Genomic DNA, 21609 nt, shown 5'->3' with positions numbered 1-21609 from the left:
GCATAACGCTGCGGCAGAAGATCGCGAGCGAACGTAAGGACTCTGCTCAAGCTCACACGGAGCGGGCTTCCAGTCGTCTTCCAACTCCCGCTCGTGCACGCCGCCGACCACGACCGCTCCTTGATCAGCATGGTCGGACATCGCGTCCCTGTACCGGGCCACGGCCCCGAGCGGCCCCCGCTCCGGATTCCGGGTGCCGAGGATCAATCGGTGGGGCGACGCGGCGTACGGCGCCCCGGCCGGGTCCCGCGCGGTGGTGTCGGACGACTCGGCACGCTCCGGCCGCTTCAGCTCGCTCACCATCGCGACGGCCAGGCCGCAGGACCAGCCGTGGTGGATACAGGTGCCCTTGCGGATCGAGCCGGAATCAGCGCGGCACACGGGGATACCGCAGTGAGGGCACGAGTCGAGGCAAGCGCGGATCCGGGCGAACACACGACCCCCGGTCCCGGCGGCAGAGGCCCGCTTCGGTGCACACGGCAAGGCCCACCAGTCCCCCCTCGGCGTCGACGAACCCCGGGAGGTCCATCGAACGCGACAGCTCGGCCAGGCACTTGAGCCCCGCACGCAGCAGCGAACAGCAGGCACCCACGGATGCGGCCGTCGACGCCATGGCAATCAGTATGACCCGCGGACCGTTGCGCGTTCATACGGATTTTCCGCTGTGGGGCACATCACTTTTCAGCCAGAGTGGAGTATGCGATGCGTGGTGCCGTCGTGGGTTCAGCGCCTGACAGTTCCGCTTGCCGCGTCTTCCAGGCCCTGGCAGCGGGGGCCGATGCTCCCTGGCAGCAGGGGCCGACGCCTACCTGGCAGCAGGTGCCGACGGCTACCTGCTCATGGGCGCCCACCCAGCCGAGATCGTGGCCGTCGCTCACGCCGTAGCTCGGGGCCAAACCCCGCCGACCGCACAAGCCGCCCCCGCGTCCCACACCGGATGCCCATGCCCAGACCGCAGTTGGCCGAGCCGACCCGGCGACCGAGCCGACGAACAGCAGCCGGACGCGTCTGCTCCTGTTGCCGTAAAGGAAGGTGAGCGGGCCCGAGCAACTCCGCAACGCCAGCCACTTGAGCTGCGGAGAAGCAGATCGAATTCCCGGCCCTCCTGGCCGCTCTGCCGACAGATGAAGCTGGGGCCGCCTCCCTGATCGGCAACGGTGCAGACAAGATCGTCGGCGGCCCCAAAAAAGTACCTGCTGGAGCACTTCAACGCCATGTGCGAGTTCTACCACGGCGCATCCCAACGGCAGCTTCTCGTCGTGCTCTGGTGGGACTGACCCGGACCGCCTCACCGGCTCCCGTCAGCAGTTGGGGAATTACGTGAACTTCCGCCTGGGGAATTACGTGAGCGTCCACAACCGTGCGAATTCCTCACGAGCCATCCGCACCCACCTGCGGCGCCGGGGCATCCGTACGGTCATTCCGCAGTCGTCCGACCAGGTCGGCCACCGCATGCGGCGAGGCCGGCTCGGCGGCCGCCCACCCGCCTTCGACAGCGAGGCATACAAGCAGCGCAACACCGTCGAGCGATGCATCAACCGCCTCAAGCAGTGGCGCGGCCTGGCCACACGAACCGACAAGCTCGCGCTCGCCTACCAGGCCGCACTCCACCTCGCAGGCATCCTCATCTGGGCCCGACGCTGACCAAAGAGACAGAACCTAGCCCGATCACGGCGTCGGCAGCCTCAAATGAGCTGGTCAGAGGCGGGAAGGCAGCCGAGTTCGCCTGTTCCGCCAGGACACCGCGGCCATCCACAACCTGGCCGGATGGCTGACCACGGTGGTCGGCCGGATCAGTCTCGACGTGCTGCGCGCGCGTCATGCCCGCCCGGAGGCTGCCTACGGCGACCGCCTGACCGAGTACGTGGTGATCCTCGACGACGGCCCCGTGCCCGAGGACGCCGCGGTGCTCGCCGACTCGGTCGGGCTCGCGCTGCTCGTCGTCCTGGACTCCCTCGGGCCGAGCGAGCGGCTGGCGTTCGTGCTGCACGACCTGTTCGCGGTGCCGTTCGACGAGATCGGCCGCATCCTGGGCAAGTCCACCGCCGCCACCAAGATGCTCGCCAGCCGCGCCCGCAGGAAGGTGCGGGCGACCGAGCGGCCGGGCGGGAGCAGCGGGAGGTGGTCCGGGCCTTCCTGGCGGCGGCCCGCCGTGGCGACTTCGAGGAGTTGCTGCGCGTACTCCACCCGGAGGTGGAGCTGACCGTCGACACCCCCTCGGGCGTGGTCGTCACCCTCGGCGCCACCAAGGTCGCGGCCGGCGCGCGCCTGTCCGCGGGCGCGGCCGCGCACGGACGGGCGGCGCTCGTCAACGGCCGCCCGGGCCTCGTCTCATGGCGCGAGGACGGCACCCCGCTCTCAGTCGTGGCGTTCACCGTCGCCGACGGCCGGATCACCGGCATGACGGTCGTGACCGACCCGGCCCGCCTCGCGCTGATGGACCTGCCGCACCCGGGGTGAGCCTGTGGTTGCCGTAGCTCCTTGTTCCTACGGGATCGTGGCGGCGGGCGGTGTCCAGCGGCGGGACGGGGGCACGGTGGCGCTGACGCCGAAGTCCTTCTTCAGCTGTTCGGGGATGGCGTAGTGCATCACGCGCCCGCGGGTGAGGGAGGACAGCTCCAGGACGGTGGTGAGGTGGCCGAGGCGGTCCAGTGCCCAGGCGCCGAGCGGGGAGCGGTCCTCGACGGTCTCCAGCACGCCCAGCAGCCGGGGCACGGCCTTGACGAGGGTGTCCCACGGGGTGCGGGTCACCTCCAGCCAGTCCGCGCAGGTGTCGCCGACGAGGTAGCGGATCAGGGCGGAGACGACGGGGTCGAAGAAGGTGCCCGGCACGACGTCCTCGTAGAGGTCGACGAGCTGCCGGGTCAGGTGGGTGCCCTCGGCGGAGGGCCCCATGTGCCGGATCATGTACAGGTCGAGGAACGCGCGGGCCTCGTCCAGCGTCGCGGGGACGGCGTCCTGGTCGACGCCGAGCATCGCGCCGACCACGCGCCACGCGTAGTAGTACGCTTCCGCGCCCTCCTGCGACATGTGGATGCCGAGGCGGTGCAGCGAGTCGAGGACGAGCAGGGAGAAGAACATCTGCCCGCCGATCATGTCCTCCTGGCAGATCGGCACCCCCAGGGCCCGGGTGTCCCAGCGGTTCTCGCGCGTGAGGTGGTGGCGGATGGAGGCGTGCAGCAGGCGGACCTTCTGCGCGGCGGGGATGAAGCGGCTGCCGGCTTCGAAGGCGTCGGGCCGCATGAGCAGGACGGTGAACTGGCCGGTCTCCGCCATGCGCTTGGAGGGGTAGTTCAGCCCGTGGGTGGTCGACAGGAGCCTCGCCACGTGCGGTACGACGTAGCAGGCGGGCATGGAGGCGAAGGACAGCGCGGTGGAGATGTGCACGTTGTTGTCGATGAAGAACAGCCGGGCCTTCTCCATCTCGTCCCAGTCGACCCACGACGGTGGCGCGGCGGTCGTCCGGAGGTACTCCCGGGCGACCTCGGGCAGCCCGTCCGGAAGGGGTGCGCCCGCGGCGGAGACGTAGCGCATCAGGGTGTTGAAGGTGCCCACCTCGCCCCGTTCGAAGAGCGTGGCGACGGTGGCGTCGGCGAGGTCGTCACCGGTCCGGCGCAGGGCGTCCATCGACGCCTCGGTGTGGGTCATGCCGCCCTCCTACGGTGCGGGTCGCGTCTGGAATTCTGCGGTGCGGGTCATGCCGAACTCCTGGTGGGGGAAGGGGCTTTCCGCGGGGCGACGGGCCGAAGAGCGCGGTCCGCCGGCCCGGGGGTCAGGTCGAGCGGTCCGTCGCGGTGCGCGCCAGCGCGGTCAGGGCCGTGGCCGCGTGCGCCGGCACGTCCAGCTCGCGCAGGGCGGCGAGGGCCGTCCCGACGCGTGCGGTGATCATGTCCTCGACGCGGTCGGGCGCCTTCAGCCGGCGCATCGTCTCGCGGACCGCGTCGAGGCCGTCGGCGTCCAGGTCGCGCCGTCCGAGCAGGGCGCGCAGGCGTTCCCGCTCGACCGCGTCGGCGAGGCGCCAGGTCTCCGCGAGGAGCGCGGTGGGGCGGTGGGCGCGCACGTCGTCGGCGTTGGCCTTGCCGGTGCGTCCGGGGTCGCCGAACAGGCCGAGCAGGTCGTCCCGCAACTGGAACGCCTCGCCCAGCGGCAGCCCGTAGGCGCGGTAGCCCTCGCCCAGCCGTCCGCCGGCCCCGGCCAGCGCGCCGCCGATCAGCAGGGGCTGCTCGACGGTGTACTTGGCGGTCTTGTACCGGATCACCTTCAGCGACGCCGCGGTGTCCGGCTCCGCGCCGGTGCGCAGGATGTCCAGGCACTCGCCCGCGACCAGTTCGCGGGCGAGCACGGACCACAGGGGGCGGGCCCGGGCCAGGTACGCCGCGGGCAGGCCGCTGGTGGTGAACAGCTCCCCGGCCAGCGCCATCAGCAGGTCCCCGACCAGCATCGCCAAGGAACGGGCGGCGGCGACGGCACGCGGGCGGCGGCGTACGGCCGCGCGCAGCGCGACGTGCGCGGTGGGCCGGCCGTGCCGCAGCGGGCTGTCGTCGACGAGGTCGTCGTGCACGACCGCGGCGGCGTGCACCAGCTCCATGGAGGCCGCCGCGCGCACGAGCGCGTCGCTGTCCGGCTGCCCCGCCGCGCGCCAGCCCCAGTAGCAGAACGCCGCGCGCAGCCGCTTGCCGTCCGCGACGGCCGCCTCCACCTGCTCGGCCACCGGGCCCAACACGGGGTCGAGGGCCGCCAGTTGGTCGGCCTCCCGCGCGACGAAGTCGCGCAGCACCCCGTCGACGCGACCCTTGAACGCGGCCGGCTCCCAGGGCTCAGCCATCGCCCGCGGCCCGCCGGGCCGACGCGTGCCGGGCGAGGACCTCAAGGTGGGCCGGGGGCACGGCCGCGTACCGGTCCAGTACGAGGCGCCCGCGGGCCCTCAGGTCCCGCTCGGCCTCCGCGGCCAGCTCCGCGGTGTCCGAGCGGCGCAGCAGCCCGCGTACCGTACTCAGAGCCGACCCCAGGGTGCTCACCGCCAGATCGGCCAACCCGGCCGCCAGGAGGAGCGCCTGCTCCTCCGGGCCCCCGTACCGTCCCTCACTCCTCGTCACGCCCGCCCCTTCCGTCCCACGCGTCCGAGCGGTGCCGGTCACGCACCGCCCCGCTCAGGATCGCGCCGCGCCGGGCGCCGGAAGGGGCGAACTCACGATCGGGCGATCGCCCCGCACGTCCGTACGAGACGTGCCGCGCGCCGCGACGGGCCGCGTCACAGCCTCCAGGACCGCAGCGCGGCGGCGACGGCGCCGACCCGCGACCGCCCGTCGCGCACCGTGCGCACGAGGTCCGACAGGGCCCCGTAGGGCGGGTCGATGCCCTCGCCGGACTGGGCCATGTACTGGGCGGCGACGAAGGCGGCGAAGAGGCTGTTGCGGTGCGGCAGCGGCTCCAGGCGCACGATCGTGTGCAGGAGCGCGGCGGCGCGCCAGGCGGCGTCCGGGTCGGAGGCCTCCAGGGTGGGCAGCCGCGTCTTGTGCCGGGCGACGGCGGCCACCAGCGCCGAGTAGTCGGAGACGGACACGTCGTCGTGCCCGAGCGCGGCCTCCTGGACGTCCAGGAGCCAGGAGACGTCGACGTACAGCACCATCAGGCGGCCGCGGCCCCGTCGCCGGGCGGCTTCTCCTCGGGGAACGCCTCGTCGAACTCGCCCCGCAGCCGGTCCGCCCACGCCCCGCAGCCGGCGACGAACTGCCGCCGGTGCAGCTCGCGGACGCCGAGGTCGTGGAGGTACTGCTTGAGGCTCTTGCCCTCGGCGGCGGCGGCCGCGCGCACGGCCTGCATCTCCTCGTCCGTGAAGGACACATTCAGCGACGGCATACCTGGATGGTACCTAACAGGTACCGCGGGCGGGAGCGCTCCGGGGGCGCCGCTTCCGCCCCTCAATACGTCAAGTGACGCATTGACCCCGCAGCGCCGTCACGGTTCCCTGCTTGTGGGCCTCCGGCGGGGAATCGGAGGAGGAAACGTGTCCTTGCCCGGGGGGAAGTATGAGGGGTCATGCCCAGCGGAGTTCCACCAGACGCCTGCGGGGTGCCCTGAGCGCGGTGGTCGCGGTCTGCGCGGTCACGGCGGTGCTGCCCGCGGCCGCCTCGGCCGATGCCCGGGGCGTGGCGGACGACCCCGGGACCGGTGTCGAGAGGCTCAGTGTCGCGGCCGACGGCACCCAGGGCGACGGCGCCTCCGCCGGGGCCTCGATCACGCCCGACGGCCGCCACGTCGTCTTCTCGTCGTCAGCGGGGAACCTCGTGCCCGGCAGCTTCCCGCAGGGCGACGTGGCGTACGTGCGCGACCGGTCGGCCGGGCAGACCAAGCGGGTCGGGACGTACCCGCCGCTCCAGCCCCCGGTGATCAGCGGTGACGGGGCGTATCTCGCCTATGCGACGCCGTGGATGCGCGACGTGCGGACCTTCTCGCACCAGGTGAGCACGGGAGCGATCGCCGGGGTCAACTGCTCGGCGCACAGTTGCGGTCAGCCCTCGCTGAGCGCGGAGGGCCGCTACCTCGCCCTCGCCGTCACCTTCAGGCCACCGCTGTCCGGCCAGCGCGTCGAGGTGCAGGACCAGGACACCGGCACCAAGGAGACCGTCGCCGACCTCGGCCACACCTCCACGTCCCGGCCGTCGATCAGCGGCGACGGCCGCCGTGTCGCCTACCAGGACGGCCGGGCCGGGGACGTGTTCGTGTGGGACCGGACCACCGGCACCTCCTCCGGCCCGCTCGAAGGTCCTTCCGCGACGGCCTCCCTGGTCCAGCTCAGCGACGACGGCGGCAAGGTCGTCCACCGCTCGGGCCCCGACACATACGTCCACGACGTCGGCTCGGGCACCGCGCAACGCGTACCGAACGTCCGGGGCCTGGCCATCGACCCCACCGGCCGCCACCTCCTGTACGCCCCGCACGACACCACCGGTCCCGCCCTCGTCCTGCGCGACCTGCACACCGGCACCGACCGGACCGTCTCCCGGCAGCCCGCCACGGCAGGGGCCGACGCCGTCAGCGCCGGCGGACGCCACGTGGTCTTCCAGTCCGCGGCCGACGACATCGTGCCCGACGACACCAACGGCACGTCGGACGTGTTCATCCGCCACTTCACCGACCTCCCCGAGCGCTGACCACGGCCCCGCCGGAAGGGGGCGCCGTGCAACCGCCGCGCCCCGGCCCCACCGGCAGGGGGCCCGTGGTGCGGCCGGCGCGCGGAAACCGGCTCGCCCCGGGCGCCTCACCGGGGAGAACATGAGGCATGGAGTTCCTCTGCTACCACCGCGACCGGTCCGGCTCCCTGCCCCTGCGCGACGAGTTGCTCGAAGAGCACTGGTCCTACATGGACCGGTACGCGAAGGAGATGATCGCCCGGGGCCCGACCCTCGCCGACGACGGCGACACCCCCACCGGCAGCGTGCACCTCGTCGACCTGCCCGGTCCCGCCGCGGCCCGCGCGTTCGCCTTCGACGAGCCGAACTACCAGGCCGGTGTCTACCGGGACGTGCTCCTGCGGCGGTGGCGCAACACGCTGGGGCGCACCATGTGGGACTTCCCCGGCGGCCGGTCCGGCGGCCACCGGTACCTGGTACTCGGTTTCGGCGAGGGGCAGGCCGTCGACCTCGCACTGCCGCCCGACCAGGACGAGCTGATCGCCTACGGGCCGCTGCTGTCCGACGACGGCAGCCTCTGGCTGGGGACGGCCGCGCTGGTCCGGGCGGCGGACCCGGTCATGGCGCGCGCCGTCCTGACCCCGGGCCGGTACGCCGGCACCGAGGTGCACCCCTGGCGGTTCGGCGGGCGGTAGGCGCCCCCTGCCGGAGGCGGGAGGCGGTCAGCTCCGTGACGTGGTGCGCAGGTCGGTGTGCACCAGGTGGTGGTCCGAGTACCGGGAGGGGTGCACGCCCTGGGCGCGAGGGGTGAGGGCGCGCAGGAAGACGTAGTCGAACTTGAGCTGCCAGTCGGTGGTCGGCTCGCAGGTGCCGCTGGACAGGGGGCGGCACCGGGCGTCCGCGTCCGTGGCCAGGGGCCACAACGGGGACAGTTCGGGGGCGGCGGGCACGGCGTTGAAGTCGCCGAGCACGATCGCGCGGTCGTGCCGGGCGATCTGCTCGGCGAGCACCCGGGTCTGGGCCGCGCGGACCGCCTCCTGGCGGCGTTGCGCGAGGTGCGTGTTGAAGACCCGTACGGACCGGCCTCCCACCTCGGTGGTCACCGCCATGTACCCGCGGTCCTCGGAGCCGCCGTCGGGGTACTCCACGCTCACGCGGTCCGTCATCGGCGCCGCCGAGAGAATCGCCTGGCCGAACGCGCCCGGGCGCCACGGCCAGCCCCCGCAGCGGCCCCGGTTGCGCAGCACCGTCCCGTACTCGACGTGGTACACCAGCCCGTACAGGCCCTCCAGGTAGTCCCGGATCTTCTCCACGTCCCGCACGCACGCCTCCTGCAGGCCGATGACCTGGGGCGCGAACCGGGCGATCTCCGCCGCACGGCCGGCGTTGCTCGTGTCGCAGGGGTTGCAGATGTTCCACGTCATGACCCGGTCGGGCCTGACGTCGACGTCCCTGGCGGCCCCGTCCGGCGGCCCCTGGACGTGGAGGGGGCTGCTCGGCGCGCTGGGACCGACGAGCAGCATGCAGGCCGCGGCCACGGCGCCCACCAACAGCCACGTGCCCTTTCCAGCCACCATCGCCTCCTCGCAGCGGACAGCGCGTCCGACGTCGCCTCACCCCGGGCCGGGCGACAGGACGACCGGCACCCCGCGCGCGGTGGCCCGGAACCCGCCGCCCCGTGCCCGTGCCCGGATCAACGACTCGCGCCGCGCCCGTGTTCCCCTGGGGACGCGCGAGAGCCGCCCCTGCGTTCCCCGGGTACGCGCGACGGCTGCCCGGCGGCGCGCCGTACGCGCGCGACGGCCGCCCCCGGCGACCGGGGGCGGCCGTCGGCGGCGGCTCAGTCGCGCAGGTGGCGGTTCACGACGGCGCAGATCTCCGCCGCGGGTTCCGGCGCGGTGAGACCGTAGTGCGTGGCGTCGATGTCGTACGCGAGCACGTCGCCCTCGACGTACGGGGCCCACAGCCGGGCCTCCGGTCCGGTGCTCCGCGTGGCCCGGAAGAACAGCACGGTGCCCCGGTAGGTGGGCTGGGCGAACTCCCCCACCATCCGCACGTGCCGCACCATGAGGGCCGAGCCGTTCTCGACGACGGACCGGCGCTCCTCGCTGTCCTGGTCACCCGGGAGGTAGCTGTCGAGGAACTCGCGCGCCTGGGAACGGTCGAGCAGCACCGCCTCCCGGTGCTCGGCGAACCAGTCGCTCGGGACCGCGTCGAGGATCCCCACCACCGGCACCTCGTGCCCACGCCGCTGGAGCTCGGCGGCGACCGCGTGGGCCAGGGGGCCGCCCAGGGAGTGCCCGAGCAGGTGGAAGGGGCCGTCCGGCTGGACCGCGAGGATCTGTTCCGCGTAGTCGAGCACCATGTCCGCGAAGCTCTCCGGCACCGGTGAGCCGTCGAAGCCGCGCGCCTGGATGCCGTACACGGGCCGGTCGCCCAACCGCGTGGCCATGCCCAGGTAGGACCAGGCGAGCCCGCTGCCGGGGTGGAGGAACCACACCGGGGGTCGGGCGCCGCCGCCCTTGAGGGGCATGACCACGCCGAACGGGTCGGTGGGGCCGTCCACGTCGGAGCCGGCGCTCAGGCGGGCCGCGAGGGCCCCGACCGTCGGGGTCTCGAAGACCACGCGTACCGGTACGTCCACGTTCAGCATCTTGCGGAGGTGTCCCACGAGGCGGGTGGCTCCGAGGGAGTGGCCGCCCAGGTCGAAGAAGTTGTCGTCGACGCCCACCCGTTCGACGCCCAGGATCTGCGCGAACAGGCGTGCCAGGACCTCTTCCTGCGGCGTGCGCGGCTCCTGCCGGCCGTCCGCGCCGCCCGCGCCGCCGGGGTGTCCGGGTCGCGGCAGCGCCTTGTGGTCGACCTTGCCGTTGGGGGTGAGCGGCAGCCGCTCGATGGTGACGAGCACGGACGGCACCATGTGCGCGGGCAGGCGGGCCGCGACGAAGTCGCGGAGCGCGGCCGTCAGTTCCGCGCCCGCGGCGCCCGCGGCCGCCGTGTCGACCGGGACCACGTGTGCCACCAGATGCCTGCCGCCGACGTCGGTGGCGTCGCCCGCGACGGTCACCACGGCTTGGGCGACGTCCGGGTGCGCGGTGAGCGCGGCCTCGACCTCGGCGGGTTCGATGCGGAAGCCGCGTATCTTGACCTGGGAGTCGGCGCGCCCGTGGAAGACGAGGCGGCCCTCCTCCGTCCAGGCGACGACGTCCCCGGTGCGGTACGCCCGCTCACCGGCCGGGCCGAAGGGGCAGGCCACGAACCGCTCCGCGGTCAGGGCGGCCCGGCCCAGGTAGCCGCGGGCCAGGCCCTCCCCCGCCAGGTACAGCTCCCCGGGCACGCCCGGCGGCACCGGCCGCAGCGCGCCGTCCAGGACGTAGGCGCGCGTGTTGTCCAGCGGCCGCCCGATCGGGAGCCGGTCCGGCAGCTCCCCGGCGCGGGACACCGGGTGGGCGGTCGCGAAGGTCGTCGCCTCGGTGGGTCCGTAGGCGTCGACGACCTGGAGGTCCGGGCAGGCCTCCAGGACCCGCCGGACGACGGCGGGCGGCACCACGTCGCCGCCCGTCCACACCTGGGGCAGGCCCGCGAAGCACTCCGGCCGCGTCTCGGCGACGACCTTGAACAGGCCGATCGTCACGAAGGCCGCGCTCACCCGCTCCGCCGTGACGAGCCGGGACAGGGCCTCGGCGTCCAGCAGTCCGGGCGGCGCCACGACGACGGTGCCGCCCCGGAGCAGCGGGGTCCACAGCTCGTACGTGGAGGCGTCGAAGGCCTGGTTGGAGTGGAGCAGGACCCGTTCGTGCCCGTCGGCGAAGCGGCTGTCCAGGGCCAGGCCCGCCACGGCCCGCTGGGTGACCCCGACGCCCTTGGGCGTACCGGTGGAGCCAGAGGTGTACATGACGTACGCGAGCTGGTCCGCGTGGGCCGCCGGCGCGGTGAACGGCCCGGCGGCACCGGCGATCTCCGTGAGCGTCTCGGCGGCGTCCAGGACGAGGTGGGGGACACCGCCCGGCGGCAGCCGGTCCGCGGTGGCGGAGTCGGTCAGCACCAGGGCGGGCGAGCTGTCCCGGAGCATGGCGGAGAGGCGCTCGGCCGGGTGGTCCGGGTCCAGGGGCAGATAGGCGCCGCCCGCCTTCAGGACGGCCAGGACGGCGGTGACCTGTTCCAGGCCGCGGGGCAGGGCCAGGCCGACCGTCGACTCCGGGCCCACGCCGCGCCCGGTGAGGAGCCGGGCCAGGCGGTCGGACCGCTCCGCCAGCTCGCGGTAGGTCGACCGCCGCGCGCCGTCCACCACCGCCGGGGCGTCGGGCGTCCGGGCCGCCTGCTCCGCGAACAGCTCGGGGACGCTCCGGCCGGGCCTCGGCGCGGCCGTGTCGTTCCAGGTGCCGAGGATCCGCTCGCGCTCGCCCCGCTCCAGCAGGTCGAACCGGCCCAGGGGCGTGTGCGGGTCGGCGGCCAGCCGCTCGACCAGGCGGACGTAGCGGTCGGCGATCGCCCGGACCGTGTCCCGGTCGAACAGGTCGGTGGCGTACTCCAGGGCGCCGACCACGCCCCGCCCGGGCAGCTCGGCCAGGTTGAAGGAGAGCGTGAACTTGGTGGTGCGGTTGTGGACCTCCACCACCTCCGCCCGCAGGCCGGGCAGGTCGACGTCCGAGGGGGCGAAGTTCTGCCAGGCGAAGGCCACCTGGAACAGCGGGGAGTACGCCGTCGAGCGCCGCGGCCGGAGGAGTTCCACCAGGCGCTCGAAGGGCACGTCCTGGTGGTCGTACGCCGCGAGGGACTTCGTACGGACCTGGTCGACCAGCTCGGCGAAGGTGGACCCGCCGCCGAGGCGGGCGCGCAGCACCCAGGTGTTGACGAAGAAGCCGACCATGTCGGTCAGGTTCTCGTCGGTGCGGTTGGCGATCGGGGAGCCGATGGTGAGGTCGTCCTCGCCGCTCAGGCCGTGCAGGAGGACCGCGAGGGCGGCCTCCAGGACGATCGAGGCGGTCGCGCCGCGCTCCCGGGCCAGCCGCTCGACCCGCGCCAGGGCGGCGGGCTCCAGCGGGGGCAGCTCCACCGCGTCGCCGCGGTGGCTCGTCACCTGCGGGCGCGGCCGGTCGGTGGGCAGCTCCAGGGGCTGCGGGACGCCGTCGAGTTCCGCGCGCCAGTAGGCGCACTGGGCCGCGAGCAGGCTGTCCGGGTCGTCCTCGGCGCCCAGGAGGTGCCGCTGCCACAGGGTGTAGTCGACGTACTGGGCGGGCAGCGGGGGCCAGTCGGGCGCGGTGCCCGCGGCCCGGGCGGCGTAGGCCGTGCTCAGGTCCCGGACCAGCGGGGCCATGGACGCGCCGTCGCAGGCGATGTGGTGCGGCATCAGCACCAGGACGTGGTCCTGTGCGGCGATCCGCAGGAGGACGGCCCTGACCGGTATCTCGCCGGCCAGGTCGAAGCGGTACCCCGCGAACTCGGCGACCGCGTCCTGCACGCCGCCGGCCGCCACGTCCACGACCGGGACGTCCGGGCGCGCCTGGGCGGCGGGCACCACCTGCTGGCAGGGGGTGCCGCCGTCGTCCTCGGCGTAGACGGTGCGCAGGCTCTCGTGGCGGGCCACCAGGTCGTGCACGGCCGCCGTGAGCGCGTCGGTGTCGAGCTCGCCCCGCAGCCGCAGCGGGAGCGGCAGGTTGTAGGTGGCGGAGGGGCCCTCGTACTTGTGGAGGAACCACAGGCGCTGCTGGGCGAAGGACAGCGGCACCCGCTCCGGCCGGGGTGCCACCCGCGCCAGCGGGGGCCTGACCTGTACGCCGCCGTCGATCCGGGCCGCCAGGCCGGCGACCGTGGGGGCGGTGAAGACGGCCCGGATGGGCAGTTCGGCGCCCAGGGCCGCGCGGACGCGGGAGACGAGGCGGGTGGCCAGGAGGGAGTGGCCGCCCAGGTCGAAGAAGTTGTCGTCGACGCCCACCCGTTCGACGCCGAGGACCTCGGCGAACAGGCCCGCCAGGGCCTCTTCCCGGGGGGTGCGCGGTGCCCGGTACCCGGCGCCTCCCGTGAGGTCCGGCTCCGGGAGCGCCCGGTGGTCCAGCTTGCCGTGGGGCGAGAGCGGGAGCCGGTCGAGCGTGACGAACGCCGTGGGCACCATGGAGGCGGGCAGGTGCGCGGCCGCGTGTTCCCGCAGCTCGGCGGCGGACGGCGCGGTGCCGTCGGCGGGGACGACGTAGGCGACCAGCGCGGGGACGCCGCCCGCGGCGGCGCGGGCGACCACGGCGGCCCGTGCCACCCGCGGGTGCGCGGCCAGGGCGGACTCGACCTCGGCGGGCTCGACGCGCACGCCGCGGATCTTGACCTGGGTGTCGGTGCGGCCCGCGTACTCCAGCAAGCCGTCCGCGGTCCGGCGCGCCAGGTCGCCGGTGCGGTACATGCGCGCGCCGGGCGGGCCGAACGGGTCGGCGACGAAGCGTTCGGCGGTCAGGTCCGGGCGCCGGTGGTAGCCGCGCCCGACGCGGCCCGCGACGTACAGCTCCCCCACCACGCCGGGCGGTACGGGCCGCAGCCCGGGGCCGAGCACGTAGGCGCGCACGTTGGCGAGGGGGACGCCGACGGGGGCGGTCGAGGTGCCCTGCCAGCCGTCGTCGACGGTGCAGGTGGTGGCGTAGAAGGTCTCGCTCTGGCCGTAGGCGTTGACGATCCGTACCCCCGGCAGGGTCGCGCGGATGCGGTGGACGAGGGCCGCGGGCAGCGCCTCACCGGCGAAGACCACGGTCTTCAGGCCGGTGACGGTGGCGAGGTGGTCGACGAGTTCGGCGAACGCGGACGGCACCGTGCTGATCACGTCCAGGTCCCAGTCCGAGCGGTCGGCCAGGGCGAGCACGTCCCGGACGAGCTCGATGCCGCCGCCGGTGGTCAGGGCGCCGAACCACTCGAAGACGGCCACGTCGAAGCCGACCGAGGTGCTGGCCAGGACCCGCCGGCCCGGCTCGATCCCGGCCTGCCGCACGAGGCCGTGCAGGTCGTTGACGACGGTGGCGTGGGGGACGCCGACGCCCTTGGGCTCGCCCGTGGAGCCGGAGGTGTGGATCTGGTACGCCAGGTCCTCGGCGGACAGCGGGCGGGTGCGCTCGCCGTCGTCGAGGTCGGTGGCCTCGTGGGCCGACACGTCGAGCTCGTCGAGCGGCAGCGCCTTGCCGGCGGCGCCCGGCGGCAGCGCCGCGGCCGTGGCGCGGTCGGTGAGGACCAGGCGCGGGTCCGCGGTGGCCAGGACGTGCCGCACGCGGGCGCCGGGGTGGCCCGGGTCGACGGGCACGAAGGCGGCGCCGGCCTTCAGGACCGCGAGGGTGGCGACCACCAGGCCGGGCGTGCGGGGCAGGGCGACGGCGGCCAGGGTGCCGGGGCCGACGCCGCGGGCCGCGAGGTGGCGGGCGAGCCGGTTGGCGCGCTCGTTCAGCTCGCGGTACGTCAGCCGTTCGCCCTCGTGGACGACGGCGGTGGCCCGCGGTGTGCGGGCGGCCTGCGCCTCGAAGAGGCCGACGAGGGTCTGCCCGGGCACCTCGGCGGCGGTGGCGTCGGCCTGCCGCAGCAGGTCGCGTTCGCCCTCGTCCAGGAGGTCGAGCGCGGACAGCGGGGCGTGCGGGTCGGCGGCGACGCGGGCGAGGACGCGCCCCAGGCGGGCGGCGAGGCGGGCGGCCTCCTCGGCGGTGAACAGGTGGCCCTGGTACTGGAGGGCCACCCGCAGTCGCGGCTCGGCCACGCCGAACACGGTGACCGGGTAGTGGGTGCCGCTCTGCGGACGCAGGCCCGTGATGGCGACGCCCGCCCGGGCGTGCGCCTCCACCATGCCGTCGCGGTCGATCGGGTACGACTCGAAGGCGACGACCGTGTCGAAGAGGGTGCCCAGGCCGGTGGCCTCCTGGATCGCGCCGAGGCTGTGCTGGTGGTGGTCCAGGAGCGCGGCCTGGCGCTCCTGGAGGGTCCCGAGGACGCCGGCGAACGCGTCCCACGGGCTCAGGCGCACGCGCACCGGCAGGGTGTTGATGAACAGGCCCACCATCTCGTCGACGCCCGCCACGTGCGGGGGCCGCCCGGAGACGACGGCGCCGAACACGACGTCCTGCCGCCCCGTGAGGTGGCCGAGGAGGATGCCCCAGGCGCCCTGGAGCAGGGTGTTCACGGTGACGCCCAGCTCGCCGGCCCGGCGCGCGAGGTCCTGCGCGGTGGTGGGGTCGAGCGGCACCTCGACCTCGCCCGGCGCGCTCTGCTCGGTGGTGGCGGCGGGGGCGAGGAGGGTGGGTTCCGCGAGGCCGTCGAGCTCCTCGGCCCAGGCGCGCGCCGAGGCCTCGGGGTCCTGCCGCGCGCGCCAGGACAGGAAGTCGCGGTACGGCCGGATCCGCGGCAGCCCGGACAGGTCGCCGCCCGCGGCGTAGCCCCGGATCAGGTCCTGCAGGAGCAGCGGCAGCGACCAGCCGTCCATCAGGGCGTGGTGCGCGGCGACGATCAGCTCCGCGCGGTCCTCGCCCGTGAGCACCAGGGTCATCCGCAGCAGCGGCGCCCGGGCCGGGTCGAAGCGGCGGGCCTGGTCGTCGGCGGCGAGCCGCTCGAGCCGCTCCTCCCGGTCGGCCTCGGGCGCGGCGCGCAGGTCCACGACCTGCCACGGCAGGTCGACGTGGGCGAGCACGAGTTGCACCTGCTCGCCGGAGGAGGAGGTGGTGGTGAACGCGGTGCGCAGGTTGGCGTACCGGTCGAGGAGTCCCTGGGCGGCGGCCCGCATCCGCTCCGGTTCCACGGCTCCGGACAGGTGGAACACGAACTGCATGTGGTAGGCGTCGAAGGAGGCCTCCGCGTCCGCCAGCATGCTGTGGAAGAGGATCCCGGACTGGGCCGGGGTCAGCGGCCACACGTCCTCCAGGCCGGGGTGGCGCTCCTCCCACTCCTCCAGGTCGCTCTGGGTGACGTGGACCAGCGGGACGTCCGACGGCGTGCGGCCGCCCGCGCCGGGCCGGGCGACGTGCCGGGCCAGGCCCTCCAGGGCGGTCCGCCACAGCGCGGCCAGCTCCGTGACGTCGTCGCGTGTGAGCAGCCCGGTGGGGAAGCCGAACTCGGCCGTGAGGCGCGGGCCGTGGGCGCCGTCCACGACGTAGGAGTTGATCTCCAGCGCGCCGAGGGCGGGCATGTCGGCGTCGAGGCCGGCGGCCAGGTCGTCGGCGTCCGTGACGGGCGTGAAGCCGCCGCGGGGCTGGTCCGGCCCGTCGTGCGCGGTGAAGCGGCCCAGGTAGTTGAAGGTGATCTGGCTGGCCTCGTAGGCGCCGAGGACCGGTGCGGTCGCGGGGTTGAGGTGGCGCAGGAGGCCGTAGCCGATGCCCTTGTCCGGGAGGGCGAGCAGTTGCTCCTTGACGGCCTTGACGGCGGTGCCCGCCGCCGCGCCGCCGGCGAGGGCCTCGGCGGGGTCGCAGCCGGAGACGTCGAGGCGGACGGGGTACATGCTGGTGAACCAGCCGACGGTGCGGGAGAGGTCCGCGCCCGCGACCACCCCTCCCTCACGGCCGTGCCCCTCCAGGCGCAGCAGCAGCGAGGGCTCCGTCACGCCGCGGGCCGCGCGCCACCGTGCCACGGCCAGCGCAAGGGCGGCGAGCAGGCCGTCGTCGACGCCGCCGTGGAAGGCGGTGGGGACCGCGGTCAGCAGCGCCTCGGTGACGTCGGCGGGCAGCCGCAGCTCGACCGTGTCCATGGTCGCGCGCACGTCCACGGCCGGGTCGAGGGCGCGGGAGCCGAGCAGCGGGTCGGGTCCCTCGACCACCGCGCGCCACAGCTCCAGCTCCGCGACCCGCTCCGGGCGCGCCGCCTCCTGTGTCAGGGCGTGTGCCCACTGGCGTACGGAGGTGCCGACGGGGGCGAGGTCGGGGGTCCGGCCCCGGCTGATCCGTTCCCAGGCCCGGGCGAGGTCGGGCAGCAGGATGCGCCAGGACACGCCGTCCACGACCAGGTGGTGCAGGACGATGCCGAGGCGTCCGGCGGTCTCCGGGCCGGCGTCGTACCACACGAACCGGGCCATGTGCCCGGCGGCGGGGTCCAGTTCGCCGGTGGCCGCGTCGAGCGCGGCGGCGGCGCGCCGCCGCCAGGCGTCCTCCTGCCAGGTGCCCGTGACGGGCACGCGGCGGACGAGGGCGGCCACGTCCACGGCGCCCGGCGCGGCCACCTCCAGGCCCGGCCGCGCCCCGGGCACCAGGCGGGAGCGCAGGACGTCGTGGTGGTCCACAACTGCCGCCAGGGTGGCCACCAGGCCCTGTTCGTCGATGCCCACGGGCAGGTCGACCAGCATGGTCATGGCGAACCGGTCGTGGCCGCCGTCCAGCGCGGTGAGGTGGCGGGCGACGGGCAGCAGGGGCGCGAAGCCCACGCCGCCGCCCACCGGCTCCGCGAGGACCGGCGCGGTCTCGGCACCGCTCGCCACGGCTTCGGCGAGGCGGGCCACCGTGCGGCACTCGAAGATCTGCCGCGGGGTGACCTCGACGCCCCGCGCGCGGGCCTGTGAGACGACCTGGATGGAGCGGATGGAGTCGCCGCCGACGGCGAAGAAGTCGTCGTCGACACCGACCTGTTCGACGCCGAGGACCTCCGCGTACGCGGCGGCGAGGGCCTCCTCGGCCGCGGTGCCCGGGGCGCGGTAGGCGTCGCCGGAGGTCTCCGGCTCGGGCAGCGCGGCCTTGTCCAGCTTGCCGTTCGGGGTGAGGGGCAGGGCGTCGAGGAGGACGAAGGCCGAGGGCACCATGAACTCGGGCAGGCGGCGCGCGGCGAACGCGCGCAGGTCCTTGGCGGAGACACCGGCCGCAAGGTCGATGTCCCCGCCGGCGTCCGTGTCGGTGCCGGTGGGGACGACGTAGCCGACGAGCTGCGCGGTTCCCCTGTTCTCGCGGACCACGACCGCGGCCCGGGCGACCCCGTGGTGGTCGTTGAGCACGGCCTCGATCTCGCCGGGTTCGATGCGCAGGCCGCGGAGCTTGACCTGGTCGTCGCTGCGGCCCAGGTACTCGAGCTGGCCGTCGGCGCCCTCGCGCACCACGTCCCCGGTGCGGTACACGCGGGTGCCGGGCGGGCCGTAGGGGTCGGCGGTGAAGCGGGCGGCGGTCAGGCCGGGCCGGCCCAGGTAGCCGCGGGCCAGGCCGGGGCCCGCCACGTACAGCTCGCCGGGGGCGCCGGGCGGTACCGGAGCCAGCCGGGCGTCCAGGACCAGCAGCCGGGTGTCGGTGACGGCGGTGCCGATGGGCACCCGGTCCCCGGTGTACAGGGTGCTCGTGGACGCGCAGACCGTGGTCTCGGTGGGGCCGTAGGCGTTGACGAGGGTGCGCCCCGGTGCCCAGCGGGCGGCGAGCGCCGGTGGGCACGCCTCACCCGCGACGGCGAGGACGCGCAGCCCGGGCAGGGTGCGCGGGGCGTCCTCGGGCAGGGTGCCGAGCACGCTCGGCGGGATGGTGGCGTGCGTGACGCGGCGCTCGGCCAGTGCGCGGGCCAGGTCGTCGCCCACCAGGCGTGCCTGCGGCGGCACCACCAGCGTGGCGCCGGTGGTCAGGGCCATCACGAGTTCCCAGAAGGCGGCGTCGAAGCTGGGGGACGCGCTCTGCAGGATCCGGGAGTCCTCGGTGACGGCGAGGCGCGCCACATGGGTGGCGCTCAGCGCGGCCAGTCCGGTGTGCGCGACGACGACGCCCTTGGGGCGGCCCGTGGAGCCCGAGGTGTAGATGACGTAGGCCGGGTGGGCCGGGTGCAGCGGGACGGCGGGGTCGGTGCCGGGGCTCTGACGCCAGGCCTCGGCGACCTCCGGCGCGTCGATGGCGACGACGGCGGTGGGCAGCTCCGCGGGCAGGTTGTCGGCCGCCGTACGGGTGGTCAGGAGCGCCGCGGGGGCGGCGTCGGTGACCATGTACGCGATGCGGTCGGCGGGGTAGCCGAGGTCGACGGGCAGGTAGGCCGCGCCGGCCTTCATGACGCCGAGGGCCACGGCGACCTGGTCCAGGCCGCGCGGCAGGGCCACGGCCACCGGCTGCTCCGGGCCGACACCGCGGGCGCGCAGCCAGTGCGCGACGCGGTTGGCCCGCGCCTCCAGCTCCGCGTACGACCACGTGGCATCGGCCGACTCCACCGCGGGGGCCTCCGGCGCGGCCCGCACCCGGGCCGCGAACAGCTCCGGGAACGTGGCCGTGTCGACGGTCGGTTCGTCGCGGGCGTGGGCGGCGAGCAGCCGTTCGTGCTCGGCGGCGCTGAGCAGGTCGACCCGGCTGACGCGCTGCCCGGGGTCGGCGACGGCCGCGGCGAGGAGCCGGCGCAGGCGCGCGAAGGCGGCCTCAACGGTCGCGGCGTCGAACAGCGCGGTCGCGTACTCGGCGGAGACCTCGATGCCCGCGGGCGTGGCGCCGTCCCCGTACGTCTCGTCGAAGCTGAGCACGAGGTCGCAGCGGGCGGTGCCGGTGCCCGCGCCGTCGACGCGGACGCGCAGTCCGGGCAGGTCGACGCCGGTGCCGCCGTCGTTCTGCAGGACCAGGCTGATCTGGAAGAGCGGGTGGTGGGCGGTGGAGCGCTCCGGGTTGAGCTTCTCCACCAGGGCGTCGAAGGGGATGTCCTGGTGGGCGAGGGCCGACAGGCTGGTCGCGCGCACCCGGGCGAGGAGTTCGGCGAAGGTCGGGTCGCCGGCGGTGTCCGTGCGGATGACCTGGAGGTTGACGAACATCCCGACGAGGTCGTGCAGGCTGTCGTCGGTGCGGCCCGCGGTGCCGCTGCCGAGGGCGATGTCGTCGCCGGCGCCGAGCCGGGTCAGCAGGGCGGCCATGGCGGCGTGCAGCACCATGAAGGGCGTGGCGCCCGCGGACCGGGCCAGCTCCACGATGCCGCGGTGCAGGTCGGCGTCCACGGTGAAGCGGAGCAGGTCGCCCTTGTGGTCGAGCACGGCCGGGCGGGGCCGGTCGGCGGGCAGGGTCACGCTCTGCGGGAGGTGCGCGAGCTGGTCGCGCCAGTAGCGGTACTGGCGGCTGAAGAGGCTGTCGGGGTCGTCCGCGTCGCCGAGGAGCCGGTGGTGCCACAGGGTGTAGTCGGCGTAGCTCACCGGCAGTGGCTCCCAGGCCGGGGCGGCGCCCTCGACCCGGGCGGCGTAGGCGGTCGCCAGGTCCCGGGTGAGCGGGGCCATGGAGAAGCCGTCCGCGGCGATGTGGTGGAGCAGCAGGACGAGGACGGCCTCGGTCGGGTGCGCGCGCAGCAGCCAGGCGCGGACCGGGAGGTCGGAGGCCAGGTCGAAGGTGTGGCGGACGGCGTCCGCGACGGCCCGGGCCAGCGCGTCGGCGCCGTCCGTGCCGTCAGCGCCGTGCGTGTCCTCAGTGCCGTCGGCGCCGTCAGCGCCGCCGATGTGTCGCTCGGTGAGCGGTACGGGCGCCTGCGCGGGGTTGAGGACGTGCTGGTACGGGGTGCCGCCGGGGCCTTCGGGGAAGACGGTGCGCAGGGGTTCGTGGCGGGCGACCAGGTCGTCCAGGGCCGCCTGGAGCGCGGCGATGTCGAGGTCGCCCTCCAGGTGCAGCACGAGCGGCAGGTTGTACGTGGCCGAGGGGCCGTCGAGGCGGTCCAGGAACCACAGGCGCTGCTGGGCGTAGGACAGCGGCAGCCGCTCGGGCCGGTCCGTGACGGGGACGACCGGCGGGCGGGCGGGTGCCGCGCCGTCGAGGCGGGGGGCGAAGCCGGCCACGGTGGGGTGGTCGAAGAGGGTGCGCAGGTCGACCTCGGTGGCGAGGGCGGTGCGGACGCGGCTGACGAGCCGGGTGGCCAGCAGGGAGTGGCCGCCCAGGTCGAAGAAGTTGTCGTCGACGCCGACCCGTTCCAGGCCGAGGACCTCGGCGAACAACTCGCACAGCAGTCGCTCGCGCGGGGTGCGCGGGGCGCGACTCGTGGCCCCCGCGGCGAAGTCCGGCGCGGGCAGCGCCTTGTGGTCCAGCTTGCCGTTCGCGGTGAGCGGCACCTCCGGGATGACGACGACGGAGGCGGGCACCAGGTGCGCGGGCAGCCGGTCCCGCAGACGGCCGCGGACGGCGGCGGCCAGATCCACGCCCGCGGCGGCCGGGTCCTGGCCCGCGCGCGCCGAGCCGTCCGCGGCGGCCGGGTCGTCGTCCGCCGCGGCCGGGGCCGCGGGGACGACGTAGCCGAGGAGGCGGCGCTCGCCCGCGGTGTCCTCGGCGACGGTCACCACGGCCTGGGCGACGCCCGGGTGTTCGGCGAGCGCGGCCTCGACCTCGGCGGGTTCGATGCGGAAGCCGCGTATCTTGACCTGGGAGTCGGCGCGCCCACGGAAGACGAGGCGGCCCTGGTCGGTCCAGGCGACGACGTCCCCGGTGCGGTACATGCGCTCGCCGGGCGCGCCGTACGGGCAGGCCACGAACCGCTCCGCGGTCAGGGCGGCCCGGCCCAGGTAGCCGCGGGCCAGGCCCTCCCCCGCCAGGTACAGCTCCCCGGGCACGCCCGGCGGCACCGGCCGCAGCGC

10 protein-coding genes and 2 pseudogenes are annotated in these 21609 nt (G+C 75.0%); 5 read left to right on the top strand and 7 right to left on the bottom strand.

The window, feature by feature from the left end; genetic code table 11:
* The first annotated feature begins 193 nt into the window (after window positions 1-193).
* The 3 genes and pseudogenes from QK440_RS11260 to QK440_RS11250 all read left to right on the top strand — a co-directional run.
* On the top strand, window positions 194-397 hold the full coding sequence (locus QK440_RS11260; protein WP_282792897.1) for a hypothetical protein: 204 nt from the start codon (window positions 194-196) through the stop codon (window positions 395-397).
* A 965-nt stretch (window positions 398-1362) separates the two neighbouring features.
* Window positions 1363-1644: pseudogene (locus QK440_RS11255) on the top strand (transposase); the annotation flags it as partial.
* Between the two features lie 64 nt (window positions 1645-1708).
* Window positions 1709-2460: pseudogene (locus tag QK440_RS11250) on the top strand (sigma factor-like helix-turn-helix DNA-binding protein); the annotation flags it as partial.
* 27 nt (window positions 2461-2487) lie between these two features.
* On the opposite strand, the gene QK440_RS11245 reads toward QK440_RS11250, so the two are convergent.
* From QK440_RS11245 to QK440_RS11225, 5 genes are all read right to left on the bottom strand, one after another.
* Complete coding sequence (locus tag QK440_RS11245) at window positions 2488-3648, bottom strand: oxygenase MpaB family protein (protein ID WP_282792896.1); 1161 nt, start codon at window positions 3646-3648, stop codon at window positions 2488-2490.
* A 124-nt stretch (window positions 3649-3772) separates the two neighbouring features.
* Window positions 3773-4825, bottom strand: coding sequence for a polyprenyl synthetase family protein (locus QK440_RS11240; RefSeq protein WP_282792895.1), 1053 nt, complete (start codon window positions 4823-4825; stop codon window positions 3773-3775).
* On the bottom strand, window positions 4818-5096 hold the full coding sequence (locus tag QK440_RS11235) for a polyprenyl synthetase (RefSeq protein ID WP_282792894.1): 279 nt from the start codon (window positions 5094-5096) through the stop codon (window positions 4818-4820). The genes QK440_RS11240 and QK440_RS11235 overlap by 8 nt, the downstream gene beginning before the upstream one ends.
* A gap of 155 nt (window positions 5097-5251) precedes the next feature.
* Window positions 5252-5629, bottom strand: coding sequence for a toxin Doc (locus QK440_RS11230; protein ID WP_282792893.1), 378 nt, complete (start codon window positions 5627-5629; stop codon window positions 5252-5254).
* Complete coding sequence (locus tag QK440_RS11225) at window positions 5629-5859, bottom strand: hypothetical protein (RefSeq protein WP_190137075.1); 231 nt, start codon at window positions 5857-5859, stop codon at window positions 5629-5631. Before QK440_RS11225 ends, QK440_RS11230 begins: the two co-directional genes overlap by 1 nt.
* Window positions 5860-6086: 227 nt before the next feature.
* On the opposite strand from QK440_RS11225, the gene QK440_RS11220 reads away from it, so the two are divergent.
* A complete protein-coding gene (locus QK440_RS11220; protein ID WP_349239284.1) occupies window positions 6087-7154 on the top strand; it encodes a hypothetical protein in 1068 nt (355 codons plus the stop codon).
* A gap of 128 nt (window positions 7155-7282) precedes the next feature.
* Window positions 7283-7828 (top strand): YciI family protein, encoded by a 546-nt coding sequence (locus QK440_RS11215; protein ID WP_282792891.1) that lies wholly within the window; start codon window positions 7283-7285, stop codon window positions 7826-7828.
* Window positions 7829-7855: 27 nt separating this feature from the next.
* Here QK440_RS11215 and QK440_RS11210 read toward each other — a convergent pair whose 3' ends face one another.
* Together QK440_RS11210 and QK440_RS11205 are read right to left on the bottom strand one after the other, a co-directional pair.
* Window positions 7856-8710 carry an endonuclease/exonuclease/phosphatase family protein gene (locus QK440_RS11210; protein WP_282792890.1) on the bottom strand — a complete coding sequence of 285 codons (855 nt, stop codon included), beginning with the start codon at window positions 8708-8710 and terminating at the stop codon, window positions 7856-7858.
* A 263-nt stretch (window positions 8711-8973) separates the two neighbouring features.
* Window positions 8974-21585 carry an amino acid adenylation domain-containing protein gene (locus QK440_RS11205; RefSeq protein ID WP_349239283.1) on the bottom strand — a complete coding sequence of 4204 codons (12612 nt, stop codon included), beginning with the start codon at window positions 21583-21585 and terminating at the stop codon, window positions 8974-8976.
* Window positions 21586-21609 lie beyond the last annotated feature (24 nt).

The sequence above is a fragment of the Streptomyces sp. CC224B genome, from assembly GCF_030010595.1.
Taxonomy (GTDB): Bacteria; Actinomycetota; Actinomycetes; order Streptomycetales; family Streptomycetaceae; genus Streptomyces; species Streptomyces longispororuber.
The sequence above is the reverse complement of the archived record's forward strand: the minus strand, read 5'-3'. Positions and strand labels throughout refer to the sequence as shown.

What these genes read in the sequence shown, in the direction of transcription:
- QK440_RS11215 (WP_282792891.1), top strand. Translation starts at nt 7,283, where the DNA reads ATGGAGTTCCTCTGCTACCACCGCGACCGGTCCGGCTCCCTGCCCCTG.
- QK440_RS11225 (WP_190137075.1), bottom strand. Translation starts at nt 5,859, where the DNA reads ATGCCGTCGCTGAATGTGTCCTTCACGGACGAGGAGATGCAGGCCGTG.
- QK440_RS11245 (WP_282792896.1), bottom strand. Translation starts at nt 3,648, where the DNA reads ATGACCCACACCGAGGCGTCGATGGACGCCCTGCGCCGGACCGGTGAC.
- QK440_RS11230 (WP_282792893.1), bottom strand. Translation starts at nt 5,629, where the DNA reads ATGGTGCTGTACGTCGACGTCTCCTGGCTCCTGGACGTCCAGGAGGCC.
- QK440_RS11240 (WP_282792895.1), bottom strand. Translation starts at nt 4,825, where the DNA reads ATGGCTGAGCCCTGGGAGCCGGCCGCGTTCAAGGGTCGCGTCGACGGG.
- QK440_RS11210 (WP_282792890.1), bottom strand. Translation starts at nt 8,710, where the DNA reads ATGGTGGCTGGAAAGGGCACGTGGCTGTTGGTGGGCGCCGTGGCCGCG.